This is a genomic window from Microvirgula aerodenitrificans DSM 15089, from assembly GCF_000620105.1.
Classification (GTDB): Bacteria; Pseudomonadota; Gammaproteobacteria; order Burkholderiales; family Aquaspirillaceae; genus Microvirgula; species Microvirgula aerodenitrificans.
On the sequence record NZ_JHVK01000002.1, the window covers coordinates 74,103 to 98,122 of the forward strand.

The following is a 24,020-nucleotide window of genomic DNA, read 5'->3' on the forward strand; positions in this document are numbered from 1 at the left end:
CCGTCACAATGCCGGCCTTACGCCATTCCCGCCTCCCCCATCATGTTCCACGGTCTGTATGCCCTTCCCGACGCCGACACCGCGCGCGCCGACGACCTCGCCGCCCGCTTCGCGCTGCCGCGCCTGAGCGCGCCGCCCGCCGACGGCTACTGGCTGGCGCTCGGCGACACGCGGCTGGAACTGGTGACGGCCCATGGCCATGGCGCGGTCTACGCCGATTTTGTCGAGGGTGCCGCCCGGCACCGGCGCGAGCACGGCGGCGGCAGCGGCCAGCCGGTGGCGCGGGCGATCGGCATCAAGGGCGGAAATCGTCCGAGTGTGGTCGATGCCACTGCCGGTCTTGGCCGCGACGCGTTCGTGCTGGCCACCCTGGGCTGCGAGGTCACGCTGCTGGAACGTTCACCGGTCGCCGCCGCACTGCTCGACGATGCGCTGTCGCGCGCCGCCGCCGATCCGGCTACCGCCGCGATCGCGGCGCGCATGCGGCTGGTGCATGCCGATGCCGCCGACTGGCTGGCCGCGCTGGACCCGGCGGTGCGCCCCGATGTGGTCTACCTCGATCCGATGTTCCCCGATACCGGCAAGAGCGCGGCGGCCAAGAAGGACATGCAGGCCTTTCAGGTCGTGATCGGTGACGATACCGATGCCGGCAAGCTGGTCGCCGCCGCACGCGGCGCGGCGAAAAAACGGGTGGTGGTCAAACGGCCGCGCCTCGGCGTGCTGCTCGGCAACGACAAGCCGTCAACGCAGCTGGTCGGCAAGAGCACCCGTTTCGATCTCTATACGCCGTCGCGCTGAACCGTCCGACCGACGCGGTCGAGGCGGAATGATGCCAGCGCCCAGGCCCACAGCTCGTCCAGCCCGGCGCAATCGGCCGGCGGCCGGTGATTCAGCCGGCACAGCGCCCGGCGCAGCTCGTCCGCGGCATGGTCGATGGAAATGGCCGGCGCCAGCGTCTGCTTGGACAGTTTCTCGCCCTCGGTATTGCATACCAGCGGCAAATGGGCATGGCGGGGTCGCGCATGGCCGAGCGCGTCGATCAGCACCAGCTGACGCGGTGTCGAATCGAGCAGGTCGGCCCCCCGGACCACGTCGGTCATGCCCTGTGCGTGGTCGTCGACCAGCACCGCAAGCTGGTAGGCCCAGAAACCGTCGGCACGCTTGAGCACGAAATCGCCGACCTCCTGCGCCACGTCCTGCCGCTGCAGGCCGAACACGCGATCCTCGAAGCTCACCTCGCCCGCCGGCACCCGCAGCCGCCAGGCGCGCGGCTGGCGACCGGCCGGCAGCCCGTCACGGCAGGTTCCGGGATACACATGACCGTCCACGCCGCGTCGGGCGACGGCGGCAATCTCCTTGCGCGTGCAGGCGCACGGATAGGCATCGCCGCTGGCGACCAGTTGCGCCAGCGCAGCGGCGTAGCGCGGATGGCGGTCATGCTGGTAGACCACTTCGCCATCCCACTCGAAGCCGAAGGCTTCCAGCGTGCGCAGGATGTCGGCGCTGGCACCGGGCATTTCGCGCGGCGGGTCGAGGTCTTCGATCCGCACCCACCACTCGCCGCCCTGGACGCGGGCATCGAGGTAGCTGCCGACGGCGGTCAGCAGGGAGCCGGCGTGCAGCCGGCCGGTCGGGCTGGGGGCGAAACGCCCGCGGTAGGCGGGCGTCATCGGCTGCCGCCCCCGTTCACCCGGGGACGAAGGCAACGGCAGCCGCCACACGGGCGGCTACACTGTCTGGGAAGGTGAGTCACTTTAGTTGTTCCGGTCACGGCGTGCGGCAGGATGCCCGCACGCGAGAACGTAAAGGATACGCAACCATGGCCTATATCGTCACCGAAGCCTGTATCCGCTGCAAGTACACCGACTGCGTCACGGTCTGTCCGGTCGACTGTTTCCACGAAGGGCCCAATTTCCTCGTCATCGACCCGGACGAGTGCATCGACTGCATGCTGTGCGTGCCGGAATGCCCGGTGGACGCCATTTATGCCGACGACGATGTCCCGGCCGACCAGCGCCACTTTATTGCGCTGAACGCCGAACTGGCCGCCAATCCGAAATGGAAACCGATCACGCTGCAGAAGCCGCCACTGCCCGACGCCGCGCAGTGGGCACAGGTCAGGGACAAGTTCGACCAGCTCGATCGCGGCTGAGACTCACCGGCCGACAGTGAACGGCAGGCGGTATTCGTGCCCGTCTACCACGAAGCTGCCGATCCAGTCGCTGGAGCCGGTCACGCAGACCGGCAGCGTGATCCTGGCGCGCCAGCGACCGTCTCCCGCCGGCACGAAGCGGTAGCGGGCAACGCCCATGCTCATGCCGACCATGTCGAAACCGGCGGTCGGCGTCGCGTCGGCGCCGGCGATCTCGACCACGAACGGCGCGCTGTGCTGTGGCGGCGACACGAAGGTCAGGGTTGCGCCGCTGTCCCCCAGCGCACAGGCCTGCGCAAGATCCGGGCAGCGCAGTTCGACCGCAGCGACCGTGTCGGTGCGGTTGTGCCACCAGTACCAGGCGACACCGGCCTTGATCAGCGCCAGCACGATCAGGGCCAGCGCGACCAGCAGCAGTTTGCGTCTCGGAACCGGGCCGCTCATCGCCAGGCACTCCGCATGCAGGCGACGCCGTGCGCGCCCGCTTCGCGGGCACGATCGAGGTCCGTGACGGACAGACCGCCGAGCGCGTAGACCGGCAAGGGCCAGCGGCCGCCGGCCAGTTCGGTGAAGCGGTCCCAGCCCAGCGGCGGCAGGTCCGGGTGCGAGGGCGTCGGCAGCACGTGGCCGAGCATCACGTAGTCCAGTCCCAGGCCGACAGCCTGTTCGATATCGGCCTGACCGTGTACCGAGGCGCCGACCCAGTCACCGGCCGGACGCGCGTCGAGCGCATGCAGCTGGCGGCTGTTCAGGTGCAGGCCGTCGAACGGCCCCGCATCGCTGGCCCCGGCCAGCAGCACCCGTCCGCCGTGCGGGCGGGTCAGGGCGGCCAGCTCGGCGGCCAGTGCATGCTGCTGTGCGGTACTCCAGCCGGGTTCGCGCACCACGATCAGCCCGAATGCGGCCGGGTCGGCCGCGACGCGGGCAATCACGGTGTCACGGCCAAGTTCCTGCGCGCAGGTGATCGCCAGCGTGGCCGGCAGCGACAGCGCGCGAAAAATCGGCGTATTGGCCGGCAGCACCGGCGACACGCTCAGCGCATCGGCTGCCCGTTGCCAGGCCCAGGTCTGCCTTTCGCGCGCCTGCGGCTCGCCGCTCCAGCCGGTCACCCGGTGGAAGTCGAGCCGGACATCGGCGTGTTCATAGTGAAAATGCTGGGTCAGCCACGGTGTGGCGTGGGTGACGGTCAGGCCGAGTTCCTCGTCCAGCTCGCGGCACAGCGCCGCGTACGGGGTCTCGCCGGCTTCGATCTTGCCGCCGGGAAACTCCCAGTACCCCGCATACGGCTTGCCTTCGGGGCGGCTGGAAAGAAAAAAGCCGCCGTCGGGCCTGACCAGCACCCCGGCGACGACCTGTGTCCATTTGCGCATGCTGCTTACTTGCCCTCGAGCCGGCGGCGCTCGTATTCGCGCAGCCGCAGGTAAACCGGTTCCGGCACGTACTGGTGGATGACGTCTTCCCAGCCCTTCGGGCCGACCAGTCCGCGCACCATGGTCGAGCTGACCTCGGCGTATTCGCGCGGCGGCAGCAGGAAGATGGTGGTGATGTTCGGATACAGGTCCGAATTCACATAACGCATCGCACGTTCGTATTCGTAATCGCTTGCGGTACGGATGCCGCGCACGATGTAGTTGGCACCGATGGATTGTGCGTAATTGACCAGAAACTGGTTGTCGAACAGCTCCACCCGCAGGTTGTTGTACTGGCGGGTGGTCTCGCGCAGCATGGCCGCGCGGTCCTCGGCGCTGAACGTGCAGAACTTGTCCGGGTTGACCCCGATGGCAACGACCAGTTCGTCAAACAGCTCGACCGCCTGCTCGATCATCCACAGGTGACCATTGGTCACCGGGTCGAAACTGCCCGCATAGACGGCGCGCTTCAATGGACGCTTTCCTTTATGTGACATACGCAACAATCTGCAAAATGTAATCGCTTCACAGGGTCAGCGGCAAAGAATTTTTTGCATTGCGTCATAAGACGCCAGCCGGAAAACCCGAAAGGAATGCCGTCAGCCGCGCCGCAACGCGGCACGCAGGGCGGGAGAATCGGGAAAGGCCTGGTCCTGGGACGGCAGCGACCACCAGGCCCCGCGACGTTCCAGCGCCACAACGAGGCGGGCGCCGACCTGCGGCGCGCGATCACCGCCGAAGCCGCTGATCTGGATCACGTCCCCGCGCCGCAGCGGCGCGCGAAAGACTTCGTCCACGGTCGCCCAGATCGTCCATGACGGACCGTCGCGGCGAACGGCATCGAGGCGGACGGCCACGACGGCGTCGGCGCCGACATTGAGCAGCTGCCCCGCCTGCGGTGGCGGCAAGGCCTGCGCCGGCAGGGCCAGCCCGCCAGCCAGTGCGGCAATCAGCAGCATGAATCGGGCGCGAGTCGCTATCATCGATCAATCTCCGGGGGACGTCAGGGTCGTGCCGGCAGTTCCCGGCGACGACGGATTCCGCATTATCACGGAGGACGCGGATACAGACAAAGCAGGCTTCCGGACTGCTCATGGGCAGGAGGCAGGTGGTCAGCGCAGCGCCGGGACTCGGGATGGCGTGCAAACGGCAGCCCGCCGGATGGAATTCCGTCCTTTCCGTCCCCGCCGTCGCAGGGCCAGGACCAGTCCGGACCGGCGCTTCCCCCCTGCCGTTTTCTGCTGACGGTGACCCGGCTTCACGCAAAGGGTAGGCAGTCGCGTCATTTTTCACCACAATCCGTCTCTGTCCGATGCGGTCGCCCTGAACACAGGCCTCATCCCATGACATTATCGTGACAAATCCGTTCCGCGCCCGGCACTCTGGAGGAAAGCTATGTTAGATGTCTCGCAGGCCATGCGACGCTGTTGTCTCGCCGTCCTGTCGACTCTGTCCACCCCGGTTTTCGCCGACGATTTGTCCACTGCCCCCCTGACCACATGGATCTCGCTGTCCGCCGTTCTCGCCCTGCTGCTGGCCGCCACGCTGCTGTACCTGCGCCACCAGGGGCAGCGGCTGGGCGATTTGCAGACCAACCATGACGCGCTGATCGAGCAATCGCTGGCCGGCATCTACATCGTGCAGAACGAAATTGTCGTCTACTGCAACCCGCGCGCGGCCGACATGCTCGGCTATACCCAGGACGAAATGACCGGCCTGCCGACTTCCGCGCTGCTGGACGCGGAAGAGCGCGAACGGGTCCGCCTCCAGCTGCAGCGCCGCCGGCGGGACCAGATCATCGACATGCGCTTTCAGCTCCGCCTGCGTCATCGCAATGGCCGCCGCATCGACACCGAGGTCCACAGCCGGCTCGCACCATACCGCGGCGCCGACGCCACCATCGGCATCATGATCGACGTCAGCGACCGGACCGAGGCCGAGCACAAGCAGCGCCTGTCCGACATCGTGTTCGACAACGCCGCCGAAGGCATCCTGCTGACCGATGGCGATGCACGCATCATCGCCGTCAACCGCGCATTCACCCGCATTACCGGCTACGAGGCCGACGAGGTGGTCAACCGCCGTTCGCGCCTGTTCCGCGTCGACCACATGGGCCGGGCGATCAACCGCCAGATGCTGCAGTCCCTGGATGAGCAGGGCTGCTGGCAGGGCGAGTTCCTCGATCGCCATCGCAATGGCCGCCTGTATCCGGTCCGGCTGTCGATCAGCGCCGTGCATGACCCGGAAGGCGAGCTGATCAACAACGTCTGCGTATTCAACGACATCAGCCAGCACAAGGACGCCGAGGACCGGCTGGTCTTCCTCGCCACCCACGACCCGCTGACCCGGCTGACCAACCGCGCCGAATTTCTCACCCGGCTGCAGACCACCTGCGAAGGGACATCGGCCACGGCATTCGCCCTGCTGTTCATCGATCTCGACCGCTTCAAGCTGGTCAACGACGGCTTCGGCCACAGCGGCGGCGACGACCTGCTGCGCGTGATCGCCGCCCGGCTCAACTATGCGGTCGGCAAGGATGCACTGCTGAGCCGGGTCGGCGGCGACGAATTCACCGTGCTGACCAATACCGGCGATCGCGCGAAGCTGGCGCTGCAGGTCGAGCACCTGCTGGACGAACTGGCCCAGCCCAGCGTGCTCGACGGCAAGGAACTGACCGTCACCGGCTCGATCGGCATCGCCGTCTACCCCGAGGATGGCCACAACGCCCAGACGCTGCTCCGCCATGCGGAAGTGGCGATGTACCGTGCCAAGACCGCCGGCAAGAATACCTATGCGTTCTTCAATGCCAGCATGGTCAGCCAGGCCAGCGAGCGGCTGACCATGGAAAATGCGCTGCGCAACGCCATCACCCGCCAGCAGCTCGAACTCCACTACCAGCCGCAGGTCGATCCGGACTCCGGGCTGATCGTCGCGGTCGAGGCGCTGGCGCGCTGGCACCACCCGGAATGGGGCATGATCCCGCCGTCGCGCTTTATCCCGCTGGCGGAAGAAACCGGTCTGGTGCTGGTGCTCGGCCACTGGGTGATCCGTGCCGCCTGCGAACAGATCGCCCGCTGGGACGCCGCCGGCATTCGCGTGCCCCGGGTGGCGGTCAACCTGTCCGCACGCCAGTTTGCCGACTCCTCGCTGTGCCAGGTCCTGACCGACGCGCTGACCAGTGCCGGCATCGCCCCGCAGCGGATCGAGCTGGAGGTGACCGAAAGCGCGCTGATCGAACAGCCCGACGCGGCGGTCGCCCTGCTGAACGAATTGAAAGCACTGGGCGTGCATCTGGCACTGGACGACTTCGGTACCGGCTACTCCAGCCTGTCGCAGCTGAAGAACCTGCCGCTCGACGCGCTGAAAATCGACCGGACCTTTATCGACGGCGTGCCGAACGACCCGAACGATGTCGCCATTACCGAGGCCATTGTCGCCATGGCCCGGAAGCTGGCGCTGACCGTCGTGGCCGAGGGGGCGGAAACCATCGAACAGCGCGATTTCCTCGCCGCCTGTGGCTGCGACCTGATCCAGGGTTTCTACTACAGCCGGCCGCTGCCGCCGGAAGCGCTCGCCGCCTATATCCGCAGCGGCACCTCGCGGCACAGTGCCACCCGGATGGATCTCTGAGCAACGGCCAGCCGCAGCACGTACAATGCCGGCTTTACCGCCCGGCGGGGCCCCGCCCCGCCGGCCATCACGCAGGATCGTCCGCCCATGTCGCAGAAAAAACTCATTCACGGCTTCCACGCCGTCAACGCCCGGCTGTTCCAGTCGCCGAAAAGCCTGGTCGAGCTGTTCGTCGCCGCCGGCCGTGACGACCGTCGCATGCAGGACGTGCTCGACAAGGCCGCCAGCGAGAACGTGCGCGTGATCAGCGTCGATACCGCCCGGCTCGACGCCATGACCGGCCGCGCGCGCCACCAGGGCGTGGCAGCGGTCATCGACGTCAGCCACCGCATCGTCAATGTCGACGACGTGCTCGACACGCTGAACGAACCGCCGCTGCTGCTGATCCTCGACGGCGTGACCGACCCGCACAATCTCGGCGCCTGCCTGCGCGTGGCCGATGCGATGGGCGTCCACGCCGTCATCTCGCCGAAAGACCGCTCCGCCGGCCTGAACGCCACCGTCAGCAAGGTGGCATGTGGCGCGGCCGAGGTCGTGCCGTACGTGCAGGTGACCAATCTGGCCCGCTGCCTGCGCGACATCAAGGACCGCGGCATCTGGATCGCCGGCACCGACATGGACGCCAGCACCGACCTCTACCACTGCGATGCCGCCGGTCCGCTGGCCTGGGTCATGGGCTCGGAAGGTGAAGGCATGCGCCGCCTGACGCGCGAACATTGCGATCTGCTGGTCAGCATCCCGATGTTCGGCACGGTGGAAAGCCTGAACGTGTCGGTCGCCACCGGCATGGTACTCAGCGAATCGCGCCGGCAGCGCGTACTGGCCGCCGGCTGAGCCATACTGAAGCCATGAAACGCCTTCTCGATCCCGTCATGCTGCTGGCCGCCATCGTGTGGCTGGCGGCGCTGGCCATCGCGCCCGACGCGTTTGCCGGCATGCAGCCGATGCCCCGCGCATCGGTGTCGACGCAGATCGGGCACCCCCAGGCCGCCGGCCGCTGCCACAGCCCGTCGGCCATGGCGGCGGACGACACCACGCCGTCATCCTGCGCGACCCATGCCGGTGGCGGCACCCACGCCTGCTGCCCGCAGGCGGTACCGATGGCGGGCGGCATGGCCGTCTCGCTGCCCTTCACCCCGCAGCGGCGCACGGCCCCGACCCCGCCGCTGCGCTCGCGCGCGCTGCCGCCGCCGGACGAACCGCCCCGCGCCTGATCTTTCCTGCCTGCCACTGCCTGCCGTCCTGACGGCAGGGATTCGACTCTGAAAGGAATGATCATGCAAAGACGCACTCTCCTCGCCGCCCTGGCGAGCGCCCCGCTGTGGCCGCTGGCCGCCCGCGCCAATCCGCACGCCGGTCACGGCATGCCGATGCACGACAGCATGCCGATGAACGGCATGACCGCCATGCATGCCCCCTCGTCGTCGCCGGACGCCCTGCCGCCGGCGGGGCAGCCACTGGCTACCCTGCCCCGGCTGGCCAACCGCAGCACCGAGGCCGGCACGTTCAGCGGCGTCATCGATATCGCGGAAACCCGGCATGCACTGCTGCCGGGTGCGCCGACCCGGCTGTGGAGCTACAACGCCGGGCCGCTTGGCCCGCTGATCGAGCTGAATGCCGGCGACCGGGTCGCCATCACGCTGAACAACCGCCTGCCCGAAGAAACGACCGTGCACTGGCACGGTCTGCCGGTCGATCCGCGCGTCGATGGCCATCCGCGCGATGCCATTGCACCGGGCGGCTCGTTCCGTGCCGGATTCACCCTCCCCGACGACCTGTCCGGCACCTTCTGGTATCACCCGCATCCGCATGGCCTGACTGCGCGCCAGGTAGCGATGAGCCTGGCCGGTCCCGTCATCATCCGCCATCGCAACGATCCGTTCGCCGGCCTGCCGGAGTCGCTGCTGGTCATCAGTGACCAGCGCTTCGATCGCGACAACCAGGTGGCCGCGCACACGCCGGCCGACTGGATGGACGGCCGCGAAGGCGAAGTGGTGCTGGTCAACGGCCAGTACCGGCCGCGACTCGATGTCGCGCCGAACGAAACCCGCCGCCTGCGCGTGCTCAATGCCTGCGCGGCACGCTATCTGCTGCTGTCGCTGCCCGGCGCGACCCTGACCCGGGTCGGCACCGATGGCGGCGCGCTGGCCCGGCCGGAAACCGGTCTGTCGCAGTTGCTGCTGACCCCGGGCGAACGCACCGAACTGCTGGTGACCTTCCCGGCCCGGGTCGGCCAGTCGCTGCAACTGGTTTCGCTGCCGTATGCGCGCGGCAAGATGATGCAGCCGGAGCAGACCGCGGCACTGCCGCTGATGACCGTCGCCGTCGCCGACCGTGCACCGGCAGCGGCCTTCAGCCTGCCGGCGCAGCTGGCGACGATCGTGCCACTGGGCCGGCCGGACATCCGCCGCCGCGTGGTGCTGTCGGAGCGGCCGATGGACCACCGCATGGCCGGTGGCGGCATGATGGCCATGATGAAAAACATGTTCCTGATCGACGGCAGAACCTACGACATGAACCGTGTCGACCTGAGCGGCAAGGTCGGGCAGATCGAGGAATGGGAAGTGGTCAATGACAGCCATATGGATCATCCGTTCCATCTGCATGGCGGCCAGTTCCAGCTGATCGCCCGCAACGGCAAGCCACAGCCGCCGAGCTGGCGCGATACGGTCAATCTGGCACCGCGCGCCAGCCTGACCCTGCGCGTGCGCTTCGACACCCCGGGCGAGCGCCTGTACCACTGCCATATCCTCGAACATGAGGATCTCGGCATGATGGGCACACTGGCCGTGCACGCGTAAACCGGAAACGGCTGAACTTCCCCGCGCGGGAGTCGATAAACTACCGGGAAGGCCGCCTGCGCGGCGGCCTCTCCCGATACCCGTCGTCCGCCCCGGGGTTAGCCGCGGACCGCCCGGACCAGTACAATCCCGGCACCTGACTCTGACCGCCCGCCATGCTACCGATCCAGCCCACCCTGACCATCCGGGACTTGTCCCCGGGCCAGCTCGGCCAAGTCCTTCGCGACGTCCGGCCGATCCTGGAGGTCAATCCGACGCCGGCCCGCCTGCCCGACCTGAAGCCGGGCGAGCAGGTATCGGCACGCGTGGTGGACAACCTCGCCGGCAACCGTTTCCTGGTGCTGGTCAAAAACCAGTTACTGACCCTGAACCTCGGCCGCGGCCAGATGCTGGCGGCCGAACCGGGCGCCACGCTGAAACTGACCGTGGCGCAGGTCACGCCGCGGCTGTCATTCCGGCTGGAAAGCGAACCGGTCCAGGAGCAGAGCGACCGCCAGCTGTCGCGGGTGACCCTGTCCGGCGCCTCGCGCTATCTGGGTGCCCTGCTGACCCAGGCCAGTCGTGGCGCCGAGCCGGTGGTGCGCGAACCGCTGTTGCCGCAACCGGGCCAGCGCCCGGCGGCCGGCGGCGCCAATGCCGCGCCAACGCCGGCAGCCTCGCAACTGGGGCCGATCATGCTGGCCAACGGCCAGGTCAACACCCGGGCACTGGCCGGCGCGCTGCAGCAGATGCTGTCCGGCAGCGGCACCTTCTACGAGGCGCATCTGGCCGAGTGGGTGCAGGGCAAGCGCACGCTGGAGCAGGTCCGGGCCGAGCCGCAGGCGAAGCTGGAACTGCCAAAGGCCACACTGGCACTGCTGCACCAGCAACGCACAGACGACGATCCGGCCCAGGCCACCGGCAAGGCCGGCGATGAGGTCGACAGCGCCCGCCACCAGAACGCCAATGCCGCACTCGGGCAGCTGGTCGCACGCCAGCTCGACACACTGGAACACCGCCAGGTGCTGATGCAGGGCGCGGCTTGGCCGGAGCAGCCGTTCGAGTGGCTGATCGAGGAAGACAAGACCGCGCCGGACCGCGAAGCCGACGGCCGCGAGGAGGCCCCGCGCCGCTGGGTCAGCCGGCTGGCACTGAACCTGCCGTCACTCGGCGCCATCGAGGCACGCATCACGCTGGACGGTCAGGGTGTACAGATCCGCATGGATGCGCTCGACCCGCGCACGGCAGCCCGCATCGCCGCCGAGCGCGACCGCCTCCAGCATCAATTGAGCGAAACCGGACTTACCCTGCTGCAGTACTCCGTGAACCGGGAGGCAACATGAGCCGCCGCGACGCCGAACGCCAGAGCGCCGTGGCGCTGGCCTACCGCCAGGGCTCGGTCGCGCCGCGCGTGGTGGCCAAGGGCCGGGGCGAGATGGCCGCCCGCATCATCGAACGCGCCAGGGCGTCCGATGTCTTCGTCCACGAGTCGCCGCAACTGGTCAATCTGCTGATGCAGGTCGATCTCGACAGCCAGATCCCGTCCGAGCTGTACCAGGCTGTGGCGGAAGTACTCGCCTTTGTCTACTACCTGGAACGGCAGGCGGCCGGTGCCGACGAAGAAAACCCGCCGCAACTCCCCGACTGGATATCTCCGCCGACGACCCCATGATGTACTGGTCCGATGCGCGGTCGCGGGCGACCGCATCGGTATAATCCCCGCTTCGTCCGCCCCACCCGGTCCAGAATCGCAGCCCATGTCGTCAGTCCTTCCCGTTCCCGGTCAGAAACACTCCCTTGGTCATCTGCCTCCCGGCGCCGACAGCGCCCGGCTGGCGGCCATCGCCCGCGATGGCGGGCGCCCGCTGCTGGTCCTGACCGCCGACGCGCACAGCGCACGCCGGCTGGCCGACGAAATGCTGTTCTTCGCGCCGTCATTGCGGATCGCCTATCTGCCGGACTGGGAAACCCTGCCGTACGACCACTTTTCGCCGCACGCCGACCTGGTGTCGGAGCGGCTGGCGACACTGTGGAAGCTGCGCCAGGGCCAGGCCGACGTGGTGGTCGCCTCGGCGGCCACGGCGATGATGCGGCTGTCGCCGTTCGAATACCTGGCCGGACGCACCTTCTTCCTCAAGGTCGGCGACACGCTCGATGTCGAGCGCCTGCGCGCCGATCTGACGCGGGCCGGCTATACCCATGTGACCCAGGTCTATGCACCGGGCGAGTTCTCGATTCGCGGCGGGCTGGTCGACCTGTTCCCGACCGGCAGCAATCTGCCGTACCGCATCGACCTGTTCGGCGACGAAATCGAAACCCTGCGGACCTTCGACGTCGATACCCAGCGCACCGTCTACCCGGTGCAGGATATCCGCCTGCTGCCGGCGCGCGAGTTCCCGACCGACAACGATGGCGTCACCACCTTCCGCCAGCATTTCCGCGAGACCTTCGAGGGCGATCCGTCGCGCTGCCGGCTGTACAAGGACATCTCGGCCGGCAGCGTGCCGGCCGGCATCGAGTACTACCTGCCGCTGTTCTTCGACACCACCTCGACGCTGTTCGACTATCTCGGCGACAACGCCGCCATCGCCATGCACGCCGACACGCTGGCGACCGCCGAGGGCTTCTGGCGCGAGGTACAGAGCCGCTACGACCTGCTGCGCGGCGAAACCGCCCGCCCGTGCCTGCCGCCGGACCAGCTTTATCTGCGCCCCGATGCACTGATGAGCGCGCTGAAGCCGTATCCGCGGCTGGCCATCGACACCGAAGGCGCGCTGCCGGACGATGTCGCCCTGCTGCCGGACCTGAACGTCGACCGCCGCGCCGACGTGCCGGTCGCCCGCCTCAAGCAGTTCGTCGACAGCACCGACACCCGGGTACTGCTGATCGCGGAAAGCCTGGGCCGGCGCGAAACCATTTACCAGTTGCTGGCCGAATACGGGCTGAAGCCGACCCCGCTGGACAGCCTGGCCGACTTCGTCGACGGCAACGTCCGTTGCGCGCTGCTGGCCGGCACGCTGACGCGCGGCTTTGTCGACCGCGCGGCCGGTCTGTCCTTCATCACCGAATCCGACCTGTACCAGACCGTGGCACGCACGCCGCGCCAGCAGCGCAAGCGCAGCAACACCGACGCCATGCTGCGCGATCTGGCCGAGGTCAAGGTCGGCGATCCGGTCGTGCATGAAACCCACGGCATCGGCCGCTACCTGGGGCTGGAGTCACTCGATCTCGGCGAAGGGCTGACCGAGATGATGACCATCGAGTACGCCGACAGCGCCAAGCTGTACGTACCGGTGGCGCAACTGCACATGATCAGCCGTTACGCCGGCTCGGCCAGTGACAATGTCCAGCTGACCCGGCTCGGCAGCAGCCAGTGGGACAAGGCGCGCAAGCGCGCGGCCGAAAAGGCGCGCGACACCGCGGCCGAACTGCTGAATCTGTACGCCCAGCGTGCCGCCCGCGCCGGCCACGCCTTCACCATCAGCCCCAACGACTACGACGCCTTTGCCGCCGGCTTCGGCTTCGAGGAAACCGCCGACCAGCAGGCCACCATCGAGGCGGTCATCGCCGACATGAGCGCGGAGAAGCCCATGGACCGGCTGGTCTGTGGCGACGTCGGCTTCGGCAAGACCGAAGTCGCGTTGCGCGCCGCCTTTATCGCCGCCATGGCCGGCCGCCAGGTCTCGGTACTGGTACCGACCACGCTGCTGGCCGAACAGCATGCACAGAGCTTTGCCGACCGTTTTGCCGACTGGCCGGTCAAGGTCGCCGAACTGTCGCGCTTCCGCTCGGCCAAAGAGCAGAAGGCCACCCTGGCCGGGCTGGCCGACGGCTCGGTCGACATCGTCATCGGCACCCACCGGCTGGTCCAGCCGGACGTGGTGTTCAAGCGCCTGGGGCTGGTCATCATCGACGAGGAGCACCGCTTCGGCGTGCGCCAGAAGGAACAGCTGAAACGGCTGCGCGCCAATGTCGACGTACTGACGCTGACCGCAACGCCGATTCCGCGCACCCTGGCCATGTCGCTGGAGGGGCTGCGTGACTTCTCGGTCATTGCCACGGCGCCAAGCCGCCGGCTGTCGGTCAAGACCTTCGTCAGCCCGCTGTCCAATGGCGTGATCCGCGAAGCCGTGCTGCGCGAACTCAAGCGTGGCGGCCAGGTGTTCTTCCTCTACAACGAGGTCGAAACCATCGAGAACATGCGCGAGAAGCTGGTCGAGCTGCTGCCCGAGGCCCGGGTCGGCGTCGCCCACGGCCAGCTGCGCGAGCGCGAGCTGGAACAGGTGATGCGCGACTTCAACCAGCAGCGCTTCAACGTGCTGCTGTGCTCGACCATTATCGAAACCGGCATCGACATCCCGAATGCCAACACCATCCTGATCCACCGCGCCGACAAGTTCGGTCTGGCGCAGCTGCACCAGCTGCGCGGCCGGGTCGGCCGCTCCTACCACCAGGCGTATGCCTACCTGCTGACACCGGAGAACATCAGCCGCGATGCGCAGAAGCGGCTGGAGGCGATCCAGGCGATGGAAGACCTCGGCAGCGGCTTCTACCTGGCCATGCACGATCTGGAAATCCGCGGCGCCGGCGAAGTGCTCGGCGAAGGCCAGTCCGGCGAAATGCAGGAAGTCGGCTTTGGCCTGTACACCGAAATGCTGAAGGCGGCGGTCAAGGCGCTGAAGAAGGGCCAGGAGCCCGATCTCGACCAGCCGCTGGGCGTAACCACCGAGATCAATCTGCACGCGCCGGCACTGCTGCCGGACGACTACTGCCCGGACGTTCATGAACGGCTGGTGCTGTACAAGCGGCTGGCCAGCTGCGACACCGGTGCCGACATCGACGAAATCCACGAGGAGCTGATCGACCGCTTCGGCCTGCCGACGCCGCCGGTCAAGCTGCTGATCGACAGTCACCGCCTGCGCCTGCTGGCGCGCGATCTCGGCGTCAGCCGCTGCGACGCGTCGGACACGGCAATCCAGCTGACCTTCTCCAGCCAGACGCCGGTCGAGCCGATGAAGATCATCGGTCTGATCCAGAGCAAGCGGAACTACAAGCTCGCCGGCCAGGACAAGCTGCGGGTCGAAGCCACGCTGAACGACCCGGCCATGCGTGCGGTGCGGGTCAAGGAACTGCTGAAGGAGCTGGCAGCGTAACGCCACCAGCGCCCTGCACGGCTACGCCGCCGCAAACACCCAGCAGTCGTTGGCCGGAAACTCGACCCAGTACTCTCCGGCCTCTCGTGGCGTGTGGCCAAAGGCGCGGAAGCGCAGGTCGCCACGGTCGAACAGATACTCCCAGCGGTCGCCGAGGTACATGGCCGTCACCAGCCGGGCGCGGACCCGGTTGTCTCCGGGGCCGTCGGCCACGCTGACACGTTCGAGCCGGATCACCGCCTGCGCACCGGCGCCGACGGTGACATGGTCGATCGCCTGCCCGGCCAGTTCCCAGTCCGCGCCGGCTATGCGCACCCGGCGGCCGTCGACCGCGACCACCCGTGCCGCCAGCTTGTTGTTGCTGCCCATGAACTCGGCGCTGTACAGCGATTTCGGCGTGGCATACAGCTCGGCCGGCGTGCCCTCCTGCTCGATGCGGCCGTTCTTCAGCAACAGGATGCGATCGGACATCGCCATCGCCTCGGTCTGGTCATGGGTCACGCACAGCGCCGACAGCCCGAGTTCGATGATCAGCGCGCGCAGCCAGGCACGGGCCTCCTCGCGCAGCTTGGCGTCCAGGTTGGACAGCGGCTCGTCGAGCAGGATGACCGGCGGGTTGTAGACCAGCGCACGGGCAATGGCGACCCGCTGCTGCTGGCCCCCCGACAACTGGAACGGAAAGCGCCCGGCCAGTTGCGCCAGCCCCAGCTGCGTCAGCACCTGGTCGACGCGCTGGCGGATTTCGGCCGTGCCGACCCGGCGCAGTTTGAGGCCATAGGCCACGTTGTCGAATACCGAACGGTGCGGCCACAGCGCATAGGACTGGAACACCAGCCCGAGTGCGCGCTGCTCAACCGGCAGGTTGTGCGCACTGGCGCCGTCATACAGCAGTTTGCCATCGAGCAGGATCTTGCCATCCGACGGTTGTTCCAGCCCGGCCACGGCGCGCAGCAGCGTGGTCTTGCCGCTGCCGGACGCGCCGAGCAGCGACACCACTTCTCCGGCCTTGAGCTGGAATGACACACCATTGAGAATCGGATGGGCGTCGTAGCTCAGGTGCAGATTTTCGACAACAAGCTTAGTCATGAAGTTTCACTCCGAAACGCAGGGCGACCGCCAGACCGGCGCCGACCATGGCAATGTTGATGACCGACAGGGCAGCGACCTGATCGACCGCGCCGGTTGCCCACAGCGACACCAGCAGCGAACCGATCACCTCGGTGCCCGGCGACAGCAGATAGACCGCCGTCGAGTATTCCCGCTCGAAAATCATGAAGATCAGCAGCCAGCTGGCTAGCAGCCCGTAGCGGATCAGCGGCAGCGTGATATCGCGGCTGGTTCGGCCGCGGCTGGCGCCGACGCTGCGCGCGGCCTCCTCCAGTTCGGGCCCGACCTGCATCAGCGCGCCCTGGACCAGCCGCATCCCGTAGGCCAGCCAGACCACGGTGTAGGCCAGCCAGATCGAGAACATCGAGTTCCGCAGCTCCTTCAGCCCCGGCACGAACAGGAACACCCACAGGAAGGCCAGGCCGGCGAGGATGCCCGGCACTGCGCGCGGCAACAGCACGATGTAGTCGAGCAGCCGGCTGCCGCCATCGGCACGCCGGTGGCCGGCAAAGCCGATCGCGGTATACGCGGCCACCGCCACCAGCCCGCCGATCACGCCGACCCCCAGGGTATTGGTGATGGCGCGCACCATATTGTCCTGCTCGAACAGGTCAGTGAAATTGGACAGCGTCAGCGAGTCGAGCAGCGATACGCCATCGCCCCAGTGGCTGACGAAAGCGCGCAGCACGATGCCGGACAGGGGCACCAGCACGGTCACTGCCAGCCACAGGCCGATGATGGCGAATGCCAGCCAGCGCCAGTTGCCGAGCGGCAGCGGCTGCTGGCGTGCGGCCTTGCCCTTGATCGACACATACTTGCTCGCGCTGCGCAGCAGCCGGCGCTGCAACAGCACCAGCGGGAAAGTGGCCGCCACGATGCACATCGCCACCGCCGCCATCAGGTGATAGGACGGAATGCCGAGCTTGTTGGTCAGCTTGTACAGATAGGTCGCCAGCACCAGGTGCCCCTCGGGGTCGCCGAGCACCAGCGGCAGGCCGAAAATCTCGAAGCCGAGGAAGAACACCAGCACGCCGGAGAACATCAGCGAGGGCATCACCATCGGCAGGCTGACATCGCGCGCCACCCGGAACGGCGTCGCTCCGGAGATTCTCGCCGCCTCCTCGACATCGGCGCCAAGATTGCGCAGCGCGGCCGAGGCATACAGGTACACGTGCGGAACATGGGTCAGGCCGGCGATCAGCGCGATACTGGACAGGGTGTAGATGTTCCACGGCACATCGCCGAACAGATTGCGCCACCACAGCGAGTAGAAGCCGACCGGACCGGTGGCGACCACATAGCCGAATGCCAGCACCATCGGCGACACGAACACCGGCGTCAGCAGCAGGGGTTCCAGCCAGCGACGGCCGGGCAGATTGGTGCGCACCATCAGGAAGGCCAGCAGCCCGCCCAGCGGCACGGCGATGACCAGCATGCCGGCGGCAATGGCGACCGAATTGCCCAGCGCCGACCAGAAGTCCGGGTCATCGAAAATGAAACGGTAGGCATCGAGACTCAGTGTCTTGTCCGGCATGAAGAACGGTGCGGACAGCAGGCTCTGGTACACGATCAGCGACAGCGGCATCAGCACCGCCACCAGCACCAGGCCGATGGTCAGCCAGCGCGAGGGGGTCAGCCGCCGCAGAACGGGCGGCAGGCGCAGCGGGGCCTGCGCAGGCGCCAGGGTCGGCGCCGACGGGAGAGGGGAAGTCATGGGTGTGTTCCTGGTGGACGCCGCCGCGGACATCCGGCCGCGCGGCGGGCGTCGATCGGTGTTACTTGGCGAGAGCCTGCTTCCAGGTCTTCAGGAATTCCAGACGCTTGGCCTGATCCAGATACACCAGCAATCCGGTGCCGACCTGGATCGGCTTGAGGCTGTTGCCAAGCTGGCGCGTCAGGCCCGCCATCGACGTCTCGCCGGTCACGTCGGCACGGATGGCAAACAGGTCGGCCTGGTTGGCGAGCAGGGTCTGTCCGCGCTTCGACAGCAGGTAGTCGGTCCACAGCCGCGCCGCATTCGGCGAGCGTGCGCTCTTTGAAATCACCGACAGCCGGCTGACCACCAGCGTGTAGTCCTTCGGATACACATAGCCGATCGACGGGTCCTTCTTGGCCTTGGTGAACGCATAGGAACCGATGATGTTGTAGCCGATCAGGTTCTCGCCGGACGAGATGCGTTCCAGCATCGCCCCGGTACTCGACTGCACCTTGAGACCGGTCGCCCCCAGCGCGCGGATCAGATCCCAGGTGGCATTGCCGGCCACGCGATAGTCCTGGGTCAGGTAGTTGAAGCCGACGCCGGACTTCTCGATATCGTAGGTGGTGACCTTGCCGGCGAATTTCTTCGGATTGGCACGGACGATGCGGGCCAGATCGGCATGGGTCTGCGGAATTTCGGCAGCGGTCAGCAACCGCTTGTTGTAGACGATGGCAATCGGCTCGAAGGTGGTGCCATAGGCAAGGCCCTGGTAATGCGCCCAGCCCGGCAGGTTCGCCACTTCCGGTGACGCATAGCTGGCGGCAAAACCGTCATTGACCAGCTTGACCTGCAGGTCCATCGCCGAGCTCCACAGCACGTCGGCGGAGCCGCCGCCTGCGGCAGCCTCGCTGATGAAGCGGTTGTACAGCTCGGTGCTGTTCATATCGTTGTATTCGACCCGGACGCCCGGATAGAGCGCTTCGAAGTCCTTGATCAGCGGACGGACGGCGGCGGTATCGGTCGTCGAGTAGACCACGACCTTGCCTTCCTTGCGCGCGGCGGCGATCTGGTTGCTGTAGCTGGCCGGATAGCCGGGCGGCAGCGGATCGGCCAGGGCAGTGGCGGCGGTACAGGCCAGCGCAGCGGCCAGCGCGAGTTGCTTGAATCGCTTCATGCAGAATCTCCTTGTGGGCTGACGACCGGCCGCCGTTGTGCCCGGCGATCGCGGCCCCGGCGGCACCAGCGCCGCCCGGAATGTCAGTTGTGTGACACGAGAATAGGCAGTCGCCGCTTTCGATTCGCTTTCAACCCGGCCCGCCTGCGGATTATTTTCATTGTGCATTGCGGGAGTCGCTACACTGGATTTCCCGTTTTTCCATCGCTCCGTCACCATGCGCATCCTGCTTGTCGAAGACCACCTGCCACTGGCCGAATCGCTGACCCGCGCCCTGACCCAGGCCGGCTTCAGCGTCGACTGCATGCACAACGGCGCCGACGCCGACCATGTACTGCACACCCAGGACTACGCACTGGTCATCCTCGATCTGGCGCTGCCGCGGCTGGACGGCTGGGAAGTGCTGCGCCGGCTGCGCGCACGTCGCAACCGGGTGCCGGTCATGATCCTGACCGCACACGGCGCGGTCGGCGACCGGGTGCGCGGGCTGGACCTCGGTGCCGACGACTACCTGCCCAAGCCCTTCGAGCTGGCCGAGCTCGAAGCGCGCGCCCGGGCACTGATCCGCCGCAGCCATGGCCAGGAAAGCAATGTCCACCACTGCGGCCCGCTCAGCTACGACAGTGCCGGCCGCCAGTTCACGCTGGCCGGTGAGCGACTGCAGCTGACGCCGCGCGAACATGCGGTACTGGAAGTGCTGATCCTGCGCGACGGCAAGGCGGTCAGCAAGGACACGCTGTCGGAGAAGATCTTCGGACTGGACGAGTCCAGCAGCGCCGATGCCATCGAGATCTACATCCACCGGCTGCGCAAGAAACTCGGCCACGCCCCGGTCGCCATCGTCACCCTGCGCGGCCTCGGCTATCTGCTGGAAGCGAAATGACACTGTCCAGCCTGCGCCTGAAGCTGGCGGTCTGGCTGCTGCTGCCGCTGCTGGTCCTGCTCGGTTTCGACGCCTGGCTGACCTACCAGCGCGCCATGGGCACGGCAAACATGGCTTTCGACCGTACGCTGTTCACCTCGGCCAAGGCCATCGCCGAAGGGGTGCGGCTGGATGGCAACCGCCTGCAGGTCGATCTGCCCTATCTGGCACTGGAGCTGTTCGAAGCCAATTCCCAGGGGCGGGTGTTCTACCGGGTGGCCGAGGACAACGGCAGCACGCTGACCGGCTACGCCGACCTGCCGCTGCCGGCCGGCAACGGTCCGCCCGACTTCCGCCCGCAGTACTACGAAGCCCCGTTTCGCGATGACACCCTGCGCCTGATCGCGCTGCGCCAGCCGGTCTACGACGTCAGTCGCGGCAGCCACCGCAGCGTGTGGGTGCTGGTCGGCGAAACCCCGGAACTGCGCCGCCAGCTCGCGCGCGAAATCCTGATCGGCTCGCTGCAGCAGGAAGTGGTACTGGTCTCACTGGCGCTGGCCATCGTGCTGTTCGCCATCGGTCATGGCCTCAAGCCGCTGGACCGGCTGTCGGCAGCGCTCGGCGCGCAGCGGGGCGACAGGCTGCAGGCACTGGACACCCGCGATCTGCCGACCGAAATCCGCCCACTGGTCACCGCGCTGAATCGGCATGTGGAACGGATGCAGCAGATGCTGAGCGCGCGCCGGCGCTTCTTCGACGATGCTGCCCACCAGCTGAAGACACCGCTGGCGGTCATCCAGGCCCAGACCGAACTGGCACTGCGCGAATAGGACCCGGCCGTGCTGCATCAGCGGCTGCGCGGCCAGCTGCACACGCTGCATCAGGCCTCCCACGGCGTCCAGCAACTGTTGTCGCTGTCACGACTGGAGCCGGACAGCGGTCTGGTGGCCACCAGCGAGCCGGTCGATCTGGCGGCGCTGGCGCGCGACGTGGCACTGGAATGGTCGCCGGTCGCCCGCCGGCATGGCATCGACCTCGGCTACGACGGCGCGCAGCACGCCTGGATGGAGGGCCAGCCGGCCCTGCTGCAGGAAATGATCGGCAACCTGATCGACAATGCCATCCGCCACGCCGGCCCGCGCCTCACCGTCGCCGTCACCACCAGTTCCGACGGGCCCCGGCTGGCCGTGATCGACAACGGCCCCGGCATCGCGCCGGCCGAACGCGACAAGGTCTTCAGCCGTTTCTACCGCGTGGCCGGCACCCGGGCCGACGGCAGCGGACTGGGGCTGGCCATCGTGCGCGAAATCGCCCACCGCCATGCGGCCCGCATCCGGCTCGACGATACGCCAGGCGGCGGGCTGACGGTGCACGTCAGCTTTGCCGGTCATCCTGCGCCGCCCTGACCCCTGCGGCCGACAATGGCAATCGGCATGCAATCCGGCCCGGACATGACACAATGCGCGGACCTCAATCCAAAAGTCATTGCGCCATGCGCCGTCTGCTCGCCATTGTCCTGTTCGCCACCTGCCTGATCCGCCCCGCGCTGGCCGCCACGCCCAGTGTCGAGTCCATCGACACCCTGCTGGATGTCACCGGTGCCAGACAGCTGGCCGTGCAGATGTCCGACCAGGCCGGCCAGGTGCTGGAAAACATCAACCAGGAGCTGATCACGGAAATGCAGCTCGATGCCGACCAGCAAAAGGCGCTGCGCCTGTATGCCAGCAAGTCGCTGGAAACGATCCGTACCGAACTGAGCTGGGAGGCGCTGCGCCCTGGCTATGTGAAGCTGTACCAGGAAGTGTTCACCCAGGACGAGATCGACCAGCTGATCGCCTTCTACCGCACGCCGACCGGCAAAATGCTGACCACCAAAATGCCGGAAGTCTCGAAGCGGACCACGGCGCAGATCCAGGAGCGCATGAGCGTCATCGTGCCGCGCCTGCAGGCCGCGCTGGCCGAGTCGGTCAAGCAGATGCAGGAAGACAAGGCCGCCCGCAAGCACTGAGCGTCATCGCCGGCCCACGCAATAACGCCACCCCGAGGGGTGGCGTTTCTGTGTCAGGACATGGCAGTTGCCCGCTTACACCTTGTCGTACAGCTTGCCGCCGCCCTTCTTGAACTCGATGGCCTTGGTCTCCATGCCCTGGCGCAGCGCGTCCTGTTCGGCGATACCCTGACGGGCGGCGAAATCGCGCACGTCCTGGGTGATCTTCATCGAGCAGAAGTGCGGGCCGCACATCGAGCAGAAATGCGCGACCTTGGCACTGTCCTTCGGCAGGGTTTCGTCATGGAACTCGCGGGCGCGGTCCGGGTCGAGGCCGAGGTTGAACTGATCTTCCCAGCGGAACTCGAAGCGGGCCTTGGACAGCGCATTGTCGCGGATCTGCGCGCCGGGATGGCCCTTGGCCAGGTCGGCGGCGTGCGCGGCGAGCTTGTAGGTGATGATGCCTTCCTTGACGTCGGCCTTGTTCGGCAGCCCCAGGTGCTCCTTCGGCGTCACGTAGCACAGCATCGCCGTGCCATACCAGCCGATCTGCGCGGCACCGATCGCCGACGTGATGTGATCGTAGCCGGGGGCGATGTCGGTGGTCAGCGGGCCCAGGGTGTAGAACGGCGCTTCGTCGCACCATTCCAGCTGCTTGTCCATGTTCTCCTTGATCAGCTGCATCGGCACATGGCCCGGGCCTTCGATCATCACCTGCACATCATGTTTCCAGGCAATCTGCGTCAGTTCGCCCAGAGTCTTCAGTTCGGCCAGTTGTGCCTCGTCGTTCGCATCCCAGACCGAGCCCGGACGCAGGCCGTCGCCAAGACTGAAGCTGACGTCGTAGGCCTTCATGATCTGGCAGATATCGTCGAAGCGGGTGTACAGGAAATTTTCCTGATGGTGGGACAGACACCACTTGGCCATGATCGAGCCACCGCGGCTGACGATGCCGGTCATGCGGTTGGCGGTCAGCGGCACGTGGGCCAGGCGCACGCCGGCGTGGATGGTGAAATAGTCGACCCCCTGCTCGGCCTGCTCGATCAGCGTGTCGCGGAACAGCTCCCAAGTCAGGTCCTCGGCTTTGCCGTTCACCTTTTCCAGCGCCTGATAGATCGGCACCGTGCCGATCGGCACCGGGCTGTTGCGGATGATCCACTCGCGCGTTTCGTGAATATGCTTGCCGGTCGACAGATCCATGATGGTGTCCGCACCCCAGCGGATGCCCCAGGTCATCTTGTCGACTTCCTCGTTGATCGACGACGTGACGGCCGAATTGCCGATATTGCCATTGATCTTCACCAGGAAATTGCGGCCGATGATCATCGGTTCGACTTCCGGGTGATTGATGTTGGCCGGGATGACGGCGCGGCCGCGGGCGATCTCGTCGCGCACGAATTCCGGCGTGATCTCGGCCGGAATGCTGGCGCCGAAGCTTTCGCCCGGGTGCTGGCGGGTCATGAAGGCCGCCATCTTTTCACCCTGCGGGCCGCTGGCGCGCAGGCTTTCCAGATACTCGCGGCGGCGCAGGTTCTCGCGGATGGCGACGAATTCCATTTCCGGGGTGACGATGCCCTGGCGCGCATAGTGCATCTGGGTGACATTGCTGCCGGCGCGGGCGCGGCGCGGCGTGCGCACCAGTTCGAAGCGCAGCGGATCGAGACTGGCATCGGCCAGCCGGCTGCGGCCGAAGGCGCTGGTCAGTTGCGCCAGCCGCTCGGTGTCACCGCGCTCGTCGATCCACGGTGCGCGCAGCTCGGGCAGCCCCTTGCGGATATCGATGCGCGCATCCGGATCGGTATAGAGCCCGGACGTGTCATAGACCGTCACCGGCGGATTGGCTTCGACGCCACCGTTCAGCGTGGTATCGGTCAGGCTGATCTCGCGCATCGGCACGCGCAGGTCGGGACGCGAGCCCTGCACATAGATTTTCTTCGACGCGGGCAGCGGCTGGATGGCGGCCTGGTCGACATGGGCGTCGTCGGCACGGAAATCGCGGGCGGTCATGGGCAGTTCTCTCTCGGTTTCTGGGTGGCGTTCAGGCCACCCGGTTTGCAGACGCCAGCA

General features: G+C 67.1%; 22 protein-coding genes. 13 read left to right on the top strand and 9 right to left on the bottom strand.

All coding sequences use genetic code 11. The features are described from left to right. The first annotated feature begins 42 nt into the window (after positions 1 to 42). Complete coding sequence (locus Q352_RS0102175) at positions 43 to 798, top strand: class I SAM-dependent methyltransferase (protein WP_051528622.1); 756 nt, start codon at positions 43 to 45, stop codon at positions 796 to 798. Here the strand turns inward: Q352_RS0102175 and gluQRS are convergent. Further along, positions 780 to 1,670 (bottom strand): tRNA glutamyl-Q(34) synthetase GluQRS, encoded by an 891-nt coding sequence (gene gluQRS, locus Q352_RS0102180; protein WP_028497917.1) that lies wholly within the window; start codon positions 1,668 to 1,670, stop codon positions 780 to 782. The genes Q352_RS0102175 and gluQRS overlap by 19 nt on opposite strands. Before the next feature lie 149 nt (positions 1,671 to 1,819). Here gluQRS and fdxA point away from each other — a divergent pair, with 149 nt between their 5' ends. After that, positions 1,820 to 2,152, top strand: coding sequence for a ferredoxin FdxA (gene fdxA / locus Q352_RS0102185; RefSeq protein ID WP_028497918.1), 333 nt, complete (start codon positions 1,820 to 1,822; stop codon positions 2,150 to 2,152). Positions 2,153 to 2,155: 3 nt separating this feature from the next. Here fdxA and Q352_RS19515 read toward each other — a convergent pair whose 3' ends face one another. From Q352_RS19515 to Q352_RS0102205, 4 genes are all read right to left on the bottom strand, one after another. Further along, positions 2,156 to 2,596, bottom strand: a complete 441-nt coding sequence (locus Q352_RS19515; protein ID WP_036385054.1) for a hypothetical protein — start codon at positions 2,594 to 2,596, stop codon at positions 2,156 to 2,158. Continuing rightward, positions 2,593 to 3,522, bottom strand: a complete 930-nt coding sequence (locus tag Q352_RS0102195) for a Nudix family hydrolase (RefSeq protein WP_028497919.1) — start codon at positions 3,520 to 3,522, stop codon at positions 2,593 to 2,595. Before Q352_RS0102195 ends, Q352_RS19515 begins: the two co-directional genes overlap by 4 nt. 5 nt (positions 3,523 to 3,527) lie before the next feature. Further along, a complete protein-coding gene (gene coaD / locus Q352_RS0102200; protein ID WP_107888750.1) occupies positions 3,528 to 4,058 on the bottom strand; it encodes a pantetheine-phosphate adenylyltransferase in 531 nt (176 codons plus the stop codon). A gap of 102 nt (positions 4,059 to 4,160) precedes the next feature. Then, positions 4,161 to 4,544, bottom strand: a complete 384-nt coding sequence (locus tag Q352_RS0102205) for a hypothetical protein (protein ID WP_146744993.1) — start codon at positions 4,542 to 4,544, stop codon at positions 4,161 to 4,163. A gap of 493 nt (positions 4,545 to 5,037) precedes the next feature. On the opposite strand from Q352_RS0102205, the gene Q352_RS19520 reads away from it, so the two are divergent. From Q352_RS19520 to mfd, 7 genes are all read left to right on the top strand, one after another. Further along, a complete protein-coding gene (locus Q352_RS19520) occupies positions 5,038 to 7,191 on the top strand; it encodes a putative bifunctional diguanylate cyclase/phosphodiesterase (RefSeq protein WP_211249585.1) in 2,154 nt (717 codons plus the stop codon). A gap of 87 nt (positions 7,192 to 7,278) precedes the next feature. Next, positions 7,279 to 8,025: a 23S rRNA (guanosine(2251)-2'-O)-methyltransferase RlmB gene (gene rlmB / locus Q352_RS0102215; RefSeq protein ID WP_028497922.1), complete on the top strand. Its 747-nt coding sequence runs from the start codon at positions 7,279 to 7,281 to the stop codon at positions 8,023 to 8,025. Between the two features lie 14 nt (positions 8,026 to 8,039). Continuing rightward, positions 8,040 to 8,405 carry a hypothetical protein gene (locus Q352_RS0102220; protein WP_146744994.1) on the top strand — a complete coding sequence of 122 codons (366 nt, stop codon included), beginning with the start codon at positions 8,040 to 8,042 and terminating at the stop codon, positions 8,403 to 8,405. A gap of 63 nt (positions 8,406 to 8,468) precedes the next feature. Continuing rightward, on the top strand, positions 8,469 to 9,992 hold the full coding sequence (locus tag Q352_RS0102225; RefSeq protein WP_028497924.1) for a multicopper oxidase family protein: 1,524 nt from the start codon (positions 8,469 to 8,471) through the stop codon (positions 9,990 to 9,992). 155 nt (positions 9,993 to 10,147) lie between these two features. Continuing rightward, positions 10,148 to 11,314 carry a flagellar hook-length control protein FliK gene (gene fliK / locus Q352_RS0102230; protein ID WP_028497925.1) on the top strand — a complete coding sequence of 389 codons (1,167 nt, stop codon included), beginning with the start codon at positions 10,148 to 10,150 and terminating at the stop codon, positions 11,312 to 11,314. After that, a complete protein-coding gene (locus Q352_RS0102235) occupies positions 11,311 to 11,643 on the top strand; it encodes an EscU/YscU/HrcU family type III secretion system export apparatus switch protein (protein WP_028497926.1) in 333 nt (110 codons plus the stop codon). Before fliK ends, Q352_RS0102235 begins: the two co-directional genes overlap by 4 nt. Before the next feature lie 85 nt (positions 11,644 to 11,728). Beyond that, on the top strand, positions 11,729 to 15,124 hold the full coding sequence (mfd, locus tag Q352_RS0102240) for a transcription-repair coupling factor (RefSeq protein WP_028497927.1): 3,396 nt from the start codon (positions 11,729 to 11,731) through the stop codon (positions 15,122 to 15,124). Between the two features lie 21 nt (positions 15,125 to 15,145). Here mfd and Q352_RS0102245 read toward each other — a convergent pair whose 3' ends face one another. From Q352_RS0102245 to Q352_RS0102255, 3 genes are all read right to left on the bottom strand, one after another. Further along, on the bottom strand, positions 15,146 to 16,210 hold the full coding sequence (locus tag Q352_RS0102245) for an ABC transporter ATP-binding protein (protein WP_028497928.1): 1,065 nt from the start codon (positions 16,208 to 16,210) through the stop codon (positions 15,146 to 15,148). Next, entirely contained in the window at positions 16,203 to 17,945 is a 1,743-nt protein-coding gene (locus Q352_RS0102250) for an ABC transporter permease (protein WP_028497929.1), read from the bottom strand. The genes Q352_RS0102245 and Q352_RS0102250 overlap by 8 nt, the downstream gene beginning before the upstream one ends. 61 nt (positions 17,946 to 18,006) lie before the next feature. Beyond that, a complete protein-coding gene (locus Q352_RS0102255) occupies positions 18,007 to 19,104 on the bottom strand; it encodes an ABC transporter substrate-binding protein (RefSeq protein ID WP_028497930.1) in 1,098 nt (365 codons plus the stop codon). Positions 19,105 to 19,321: 217 nt separating this feature from the next. Between Q352_RS0102255 and Q352_RS0102260 the strand changes: the two genes are divergently transcribed. The 4 genes from Q352_RS0102260 to Q352_RS0102270 all read left to right on the top strand — a co-directional run bounded on the left by Q352_RS0102260 (position 19,322) and on the right by Q352_RS0102270 (position 21,974). Then, positions 19,322 to 19,987, top strand: coding sequence for a response regulator (locus Q352_RS0102260; RefSeq protein ID WP_028497931.1), 666 nt, complete (start codon positions 19,322 to 19,324; stop codon positions 19,985 to 19,987). Then, positions 19,984 to 20,796, top strand: coding sequence for a sensor histidine kinase (locus Q352_RS23840; protein WP_211249586.1), 813 nt, complete (start codon positions 19,984 to 19,986; stop codon positions 20,794 to 20,796). Before Q352_RS0102260 ends, Q352_RS23840 begins: the two co-directional genes overlap by 4 nt. 9 nt (positions 20,797 to 20,805) lie before the next feature. After that, on the top strand, positions 20,806 to 21,372 hold the full coding sequence (locus Q352_RS23845; RefSeq protein WP_211249587.1) for a sensor histidine kinase: 567 nt from the start codon (positions 20,806 to 20,808) through the stop codon (positions 21,370 to 21,372). A gap of 86 nt (positions 21,373 to 21,458) precedes the next feature. Next, the gene (locus tag Q352_RS0102270) at positions 21,459 to 21,974 is read left to right on the top strand and encodes a DUF2059 domain-containing protein (protein ID WP_028497932.1); all 516 of its coding nucleotides are present in this window, start codon (positions 21,459 to 21,461) and stop codon (positions 21,972 to 21,974) included. Positions 21,975 to 22,049: 75 nt separating this feature from the next. On the opposite strand, the gene thiC is transcribed toward Q352_RS0102270, so the two are convergent. Next, the gene (gene thiC / locus Q352_RS0102275) at positions 22,050 to 23,960 is read right to left on the bottom strand and encodes a phosphomethylpyrimidine synthase ThiC (protein ID WP_028497933.1); all 1,911 of its coding nucleotides are present in this window, start codon (positions 23,958 to 23,960) and stop codon (positions 22,050 to 22,052) included. Positions 23,961 to 24,020: the final 60 nt, after the last annotated feature.

Bases quoted from the DNA above. Each gene is read 5' to 3' on its own strand.
- Q352_RS0102250 (WP_028497929.1), bottom strand. From the start codon at position 17,945: ATGACTTCCCCTCTCCCGTCGGCGCCGACCCTGGCGCCTGCGCAGGCC.
- coaD (WP_107888750.1), bottom strand. From the start codon at position 4,058: ATGTCACATAAAGGAAAGCGTCCATTGAAGCGCGCCGTCTATGCGGGC.
- Q352_RS0102255 (WP_028497930.1), bottom strand. From the start codon at position 19,104: ATGAAGCGATTCAAGCAACTCGCGCTGGCCGCTGCGCTGGCCTGTACC.
- thiC (WP_028497933.1), bottom strand. From the start codon at position 23,960: ATGACCGCCCGCGATTTCCGTGCCGACGACGCCCATGTCGACCAGGCC.
- rlmB (WP_028497922.1), top strand. From the start codon at position 7,279: ATGTCGCAGAAAAAACTCATTCACGGCTTCCACGCCGTCAACGCCCGG.
- Q352_RS0102260 (WP_028497931.1), top strand. From the start codon at position 19,322: ATGCGCATCCTGCTTGTCGAAGACCACCTGCCACTGGCCGAATCGCTG.
- mfd (WP_028497927.1), top strand. From the start codon at position 11,729: ATGTCGTCAGTCCTTCCCGTTCCCGGTCAGAAACACTCCCTTGGTCAT.
- gluQRS (WP_028497917.1), bottom strand. From the start codon at position 1,670: ATGACGCCCGCCTACCGCGGGCGTTTCGCCCCCAGCCCGACCGGCCGG.
- Q352_RS0102270 (WP_028497932.1), top strand. From the start codon at position 21,459: ATGCGCCGTCTGCTCGCCATTGTCCTGTTCGCCACCTGCCTGATCCGC.
- Q352_RS0102225 (WP_028497924.1), top strand. From the start codon at position 8,469: ATGCAAAGACGCACTCTCCTCGCCGCCCTGGCGAGCGCCCCGCTGTGG.
- Q352_RS0102220 (WP_146744994.1), top strand. From the start codon at position 8,040: ATGAAACGCCTTCTCGATCCCGTCATGCTGCTGGCCGCCATCGTGTGG.
- Q352_RS0102245 (WP_028497928.1), bottom strand. From the start codon at position 16,210: ATGACTAAGCTTGTTGTCGAAAATCTGCACCTGAGCTACGACGCCCAT.
- fdxA (WP_028497918.1), top strand. From the start codon at position 1,820: ATGGCCTATATCGTCACCGAAGCCTGTATCCGCTGCAAGTACACCGAC.
- fliK (WP_028497925.1), top strand. From the start codon at position 10,148: ATGCTACCGATCCAGCCCACCCTGACCATCCGGGACTTGTCCCCGGGC.
- Q352_RS0102205 (WP_146744993.1), bottom strand. From the start codon at position 4,544: ATGATAGCGACTCGCGCCCGATTCATGCTGCTGATTGCCGCACTGGCT.
- Q352_RS19515 (WP_036385054.1), bottom strand. From the start codon at position 2,596: ATGAGCGGCCCGGTTCCGAGACGCAAACTGCTGCTGGTCGCGCTGGCC.
- Q352_RS0102235 (WP_028497926.1), top strand. From the start codon at position 11,311: ATGAGCCGCCGCGACGCCGAACGCCAGAGCGCCGTGGCGCTGGCCTAC.
- Q352_RS0102195 (WP_028497919.1), bottom strand. From the start codon at position 3,522: ATGCGCAAATGGACACAGGTCGTCGCCGGGGTGCTGGTCAGGCCCGAC.
- Q352_RS23840 (WP_211249586.1), top strand. From the start codon at position 19,984: ATGACACTGTCCAGCCTGCGCCTGAAGCTGGCGGTCTGGCTGCTGCTG.
- Q352_RS0102175 (WP_051528622.1), top strand. From the start codon at position 43: ATGTTCCACGGTCTGTATGCCCTTCCCGACGCCGACACCGCGCGCGCC.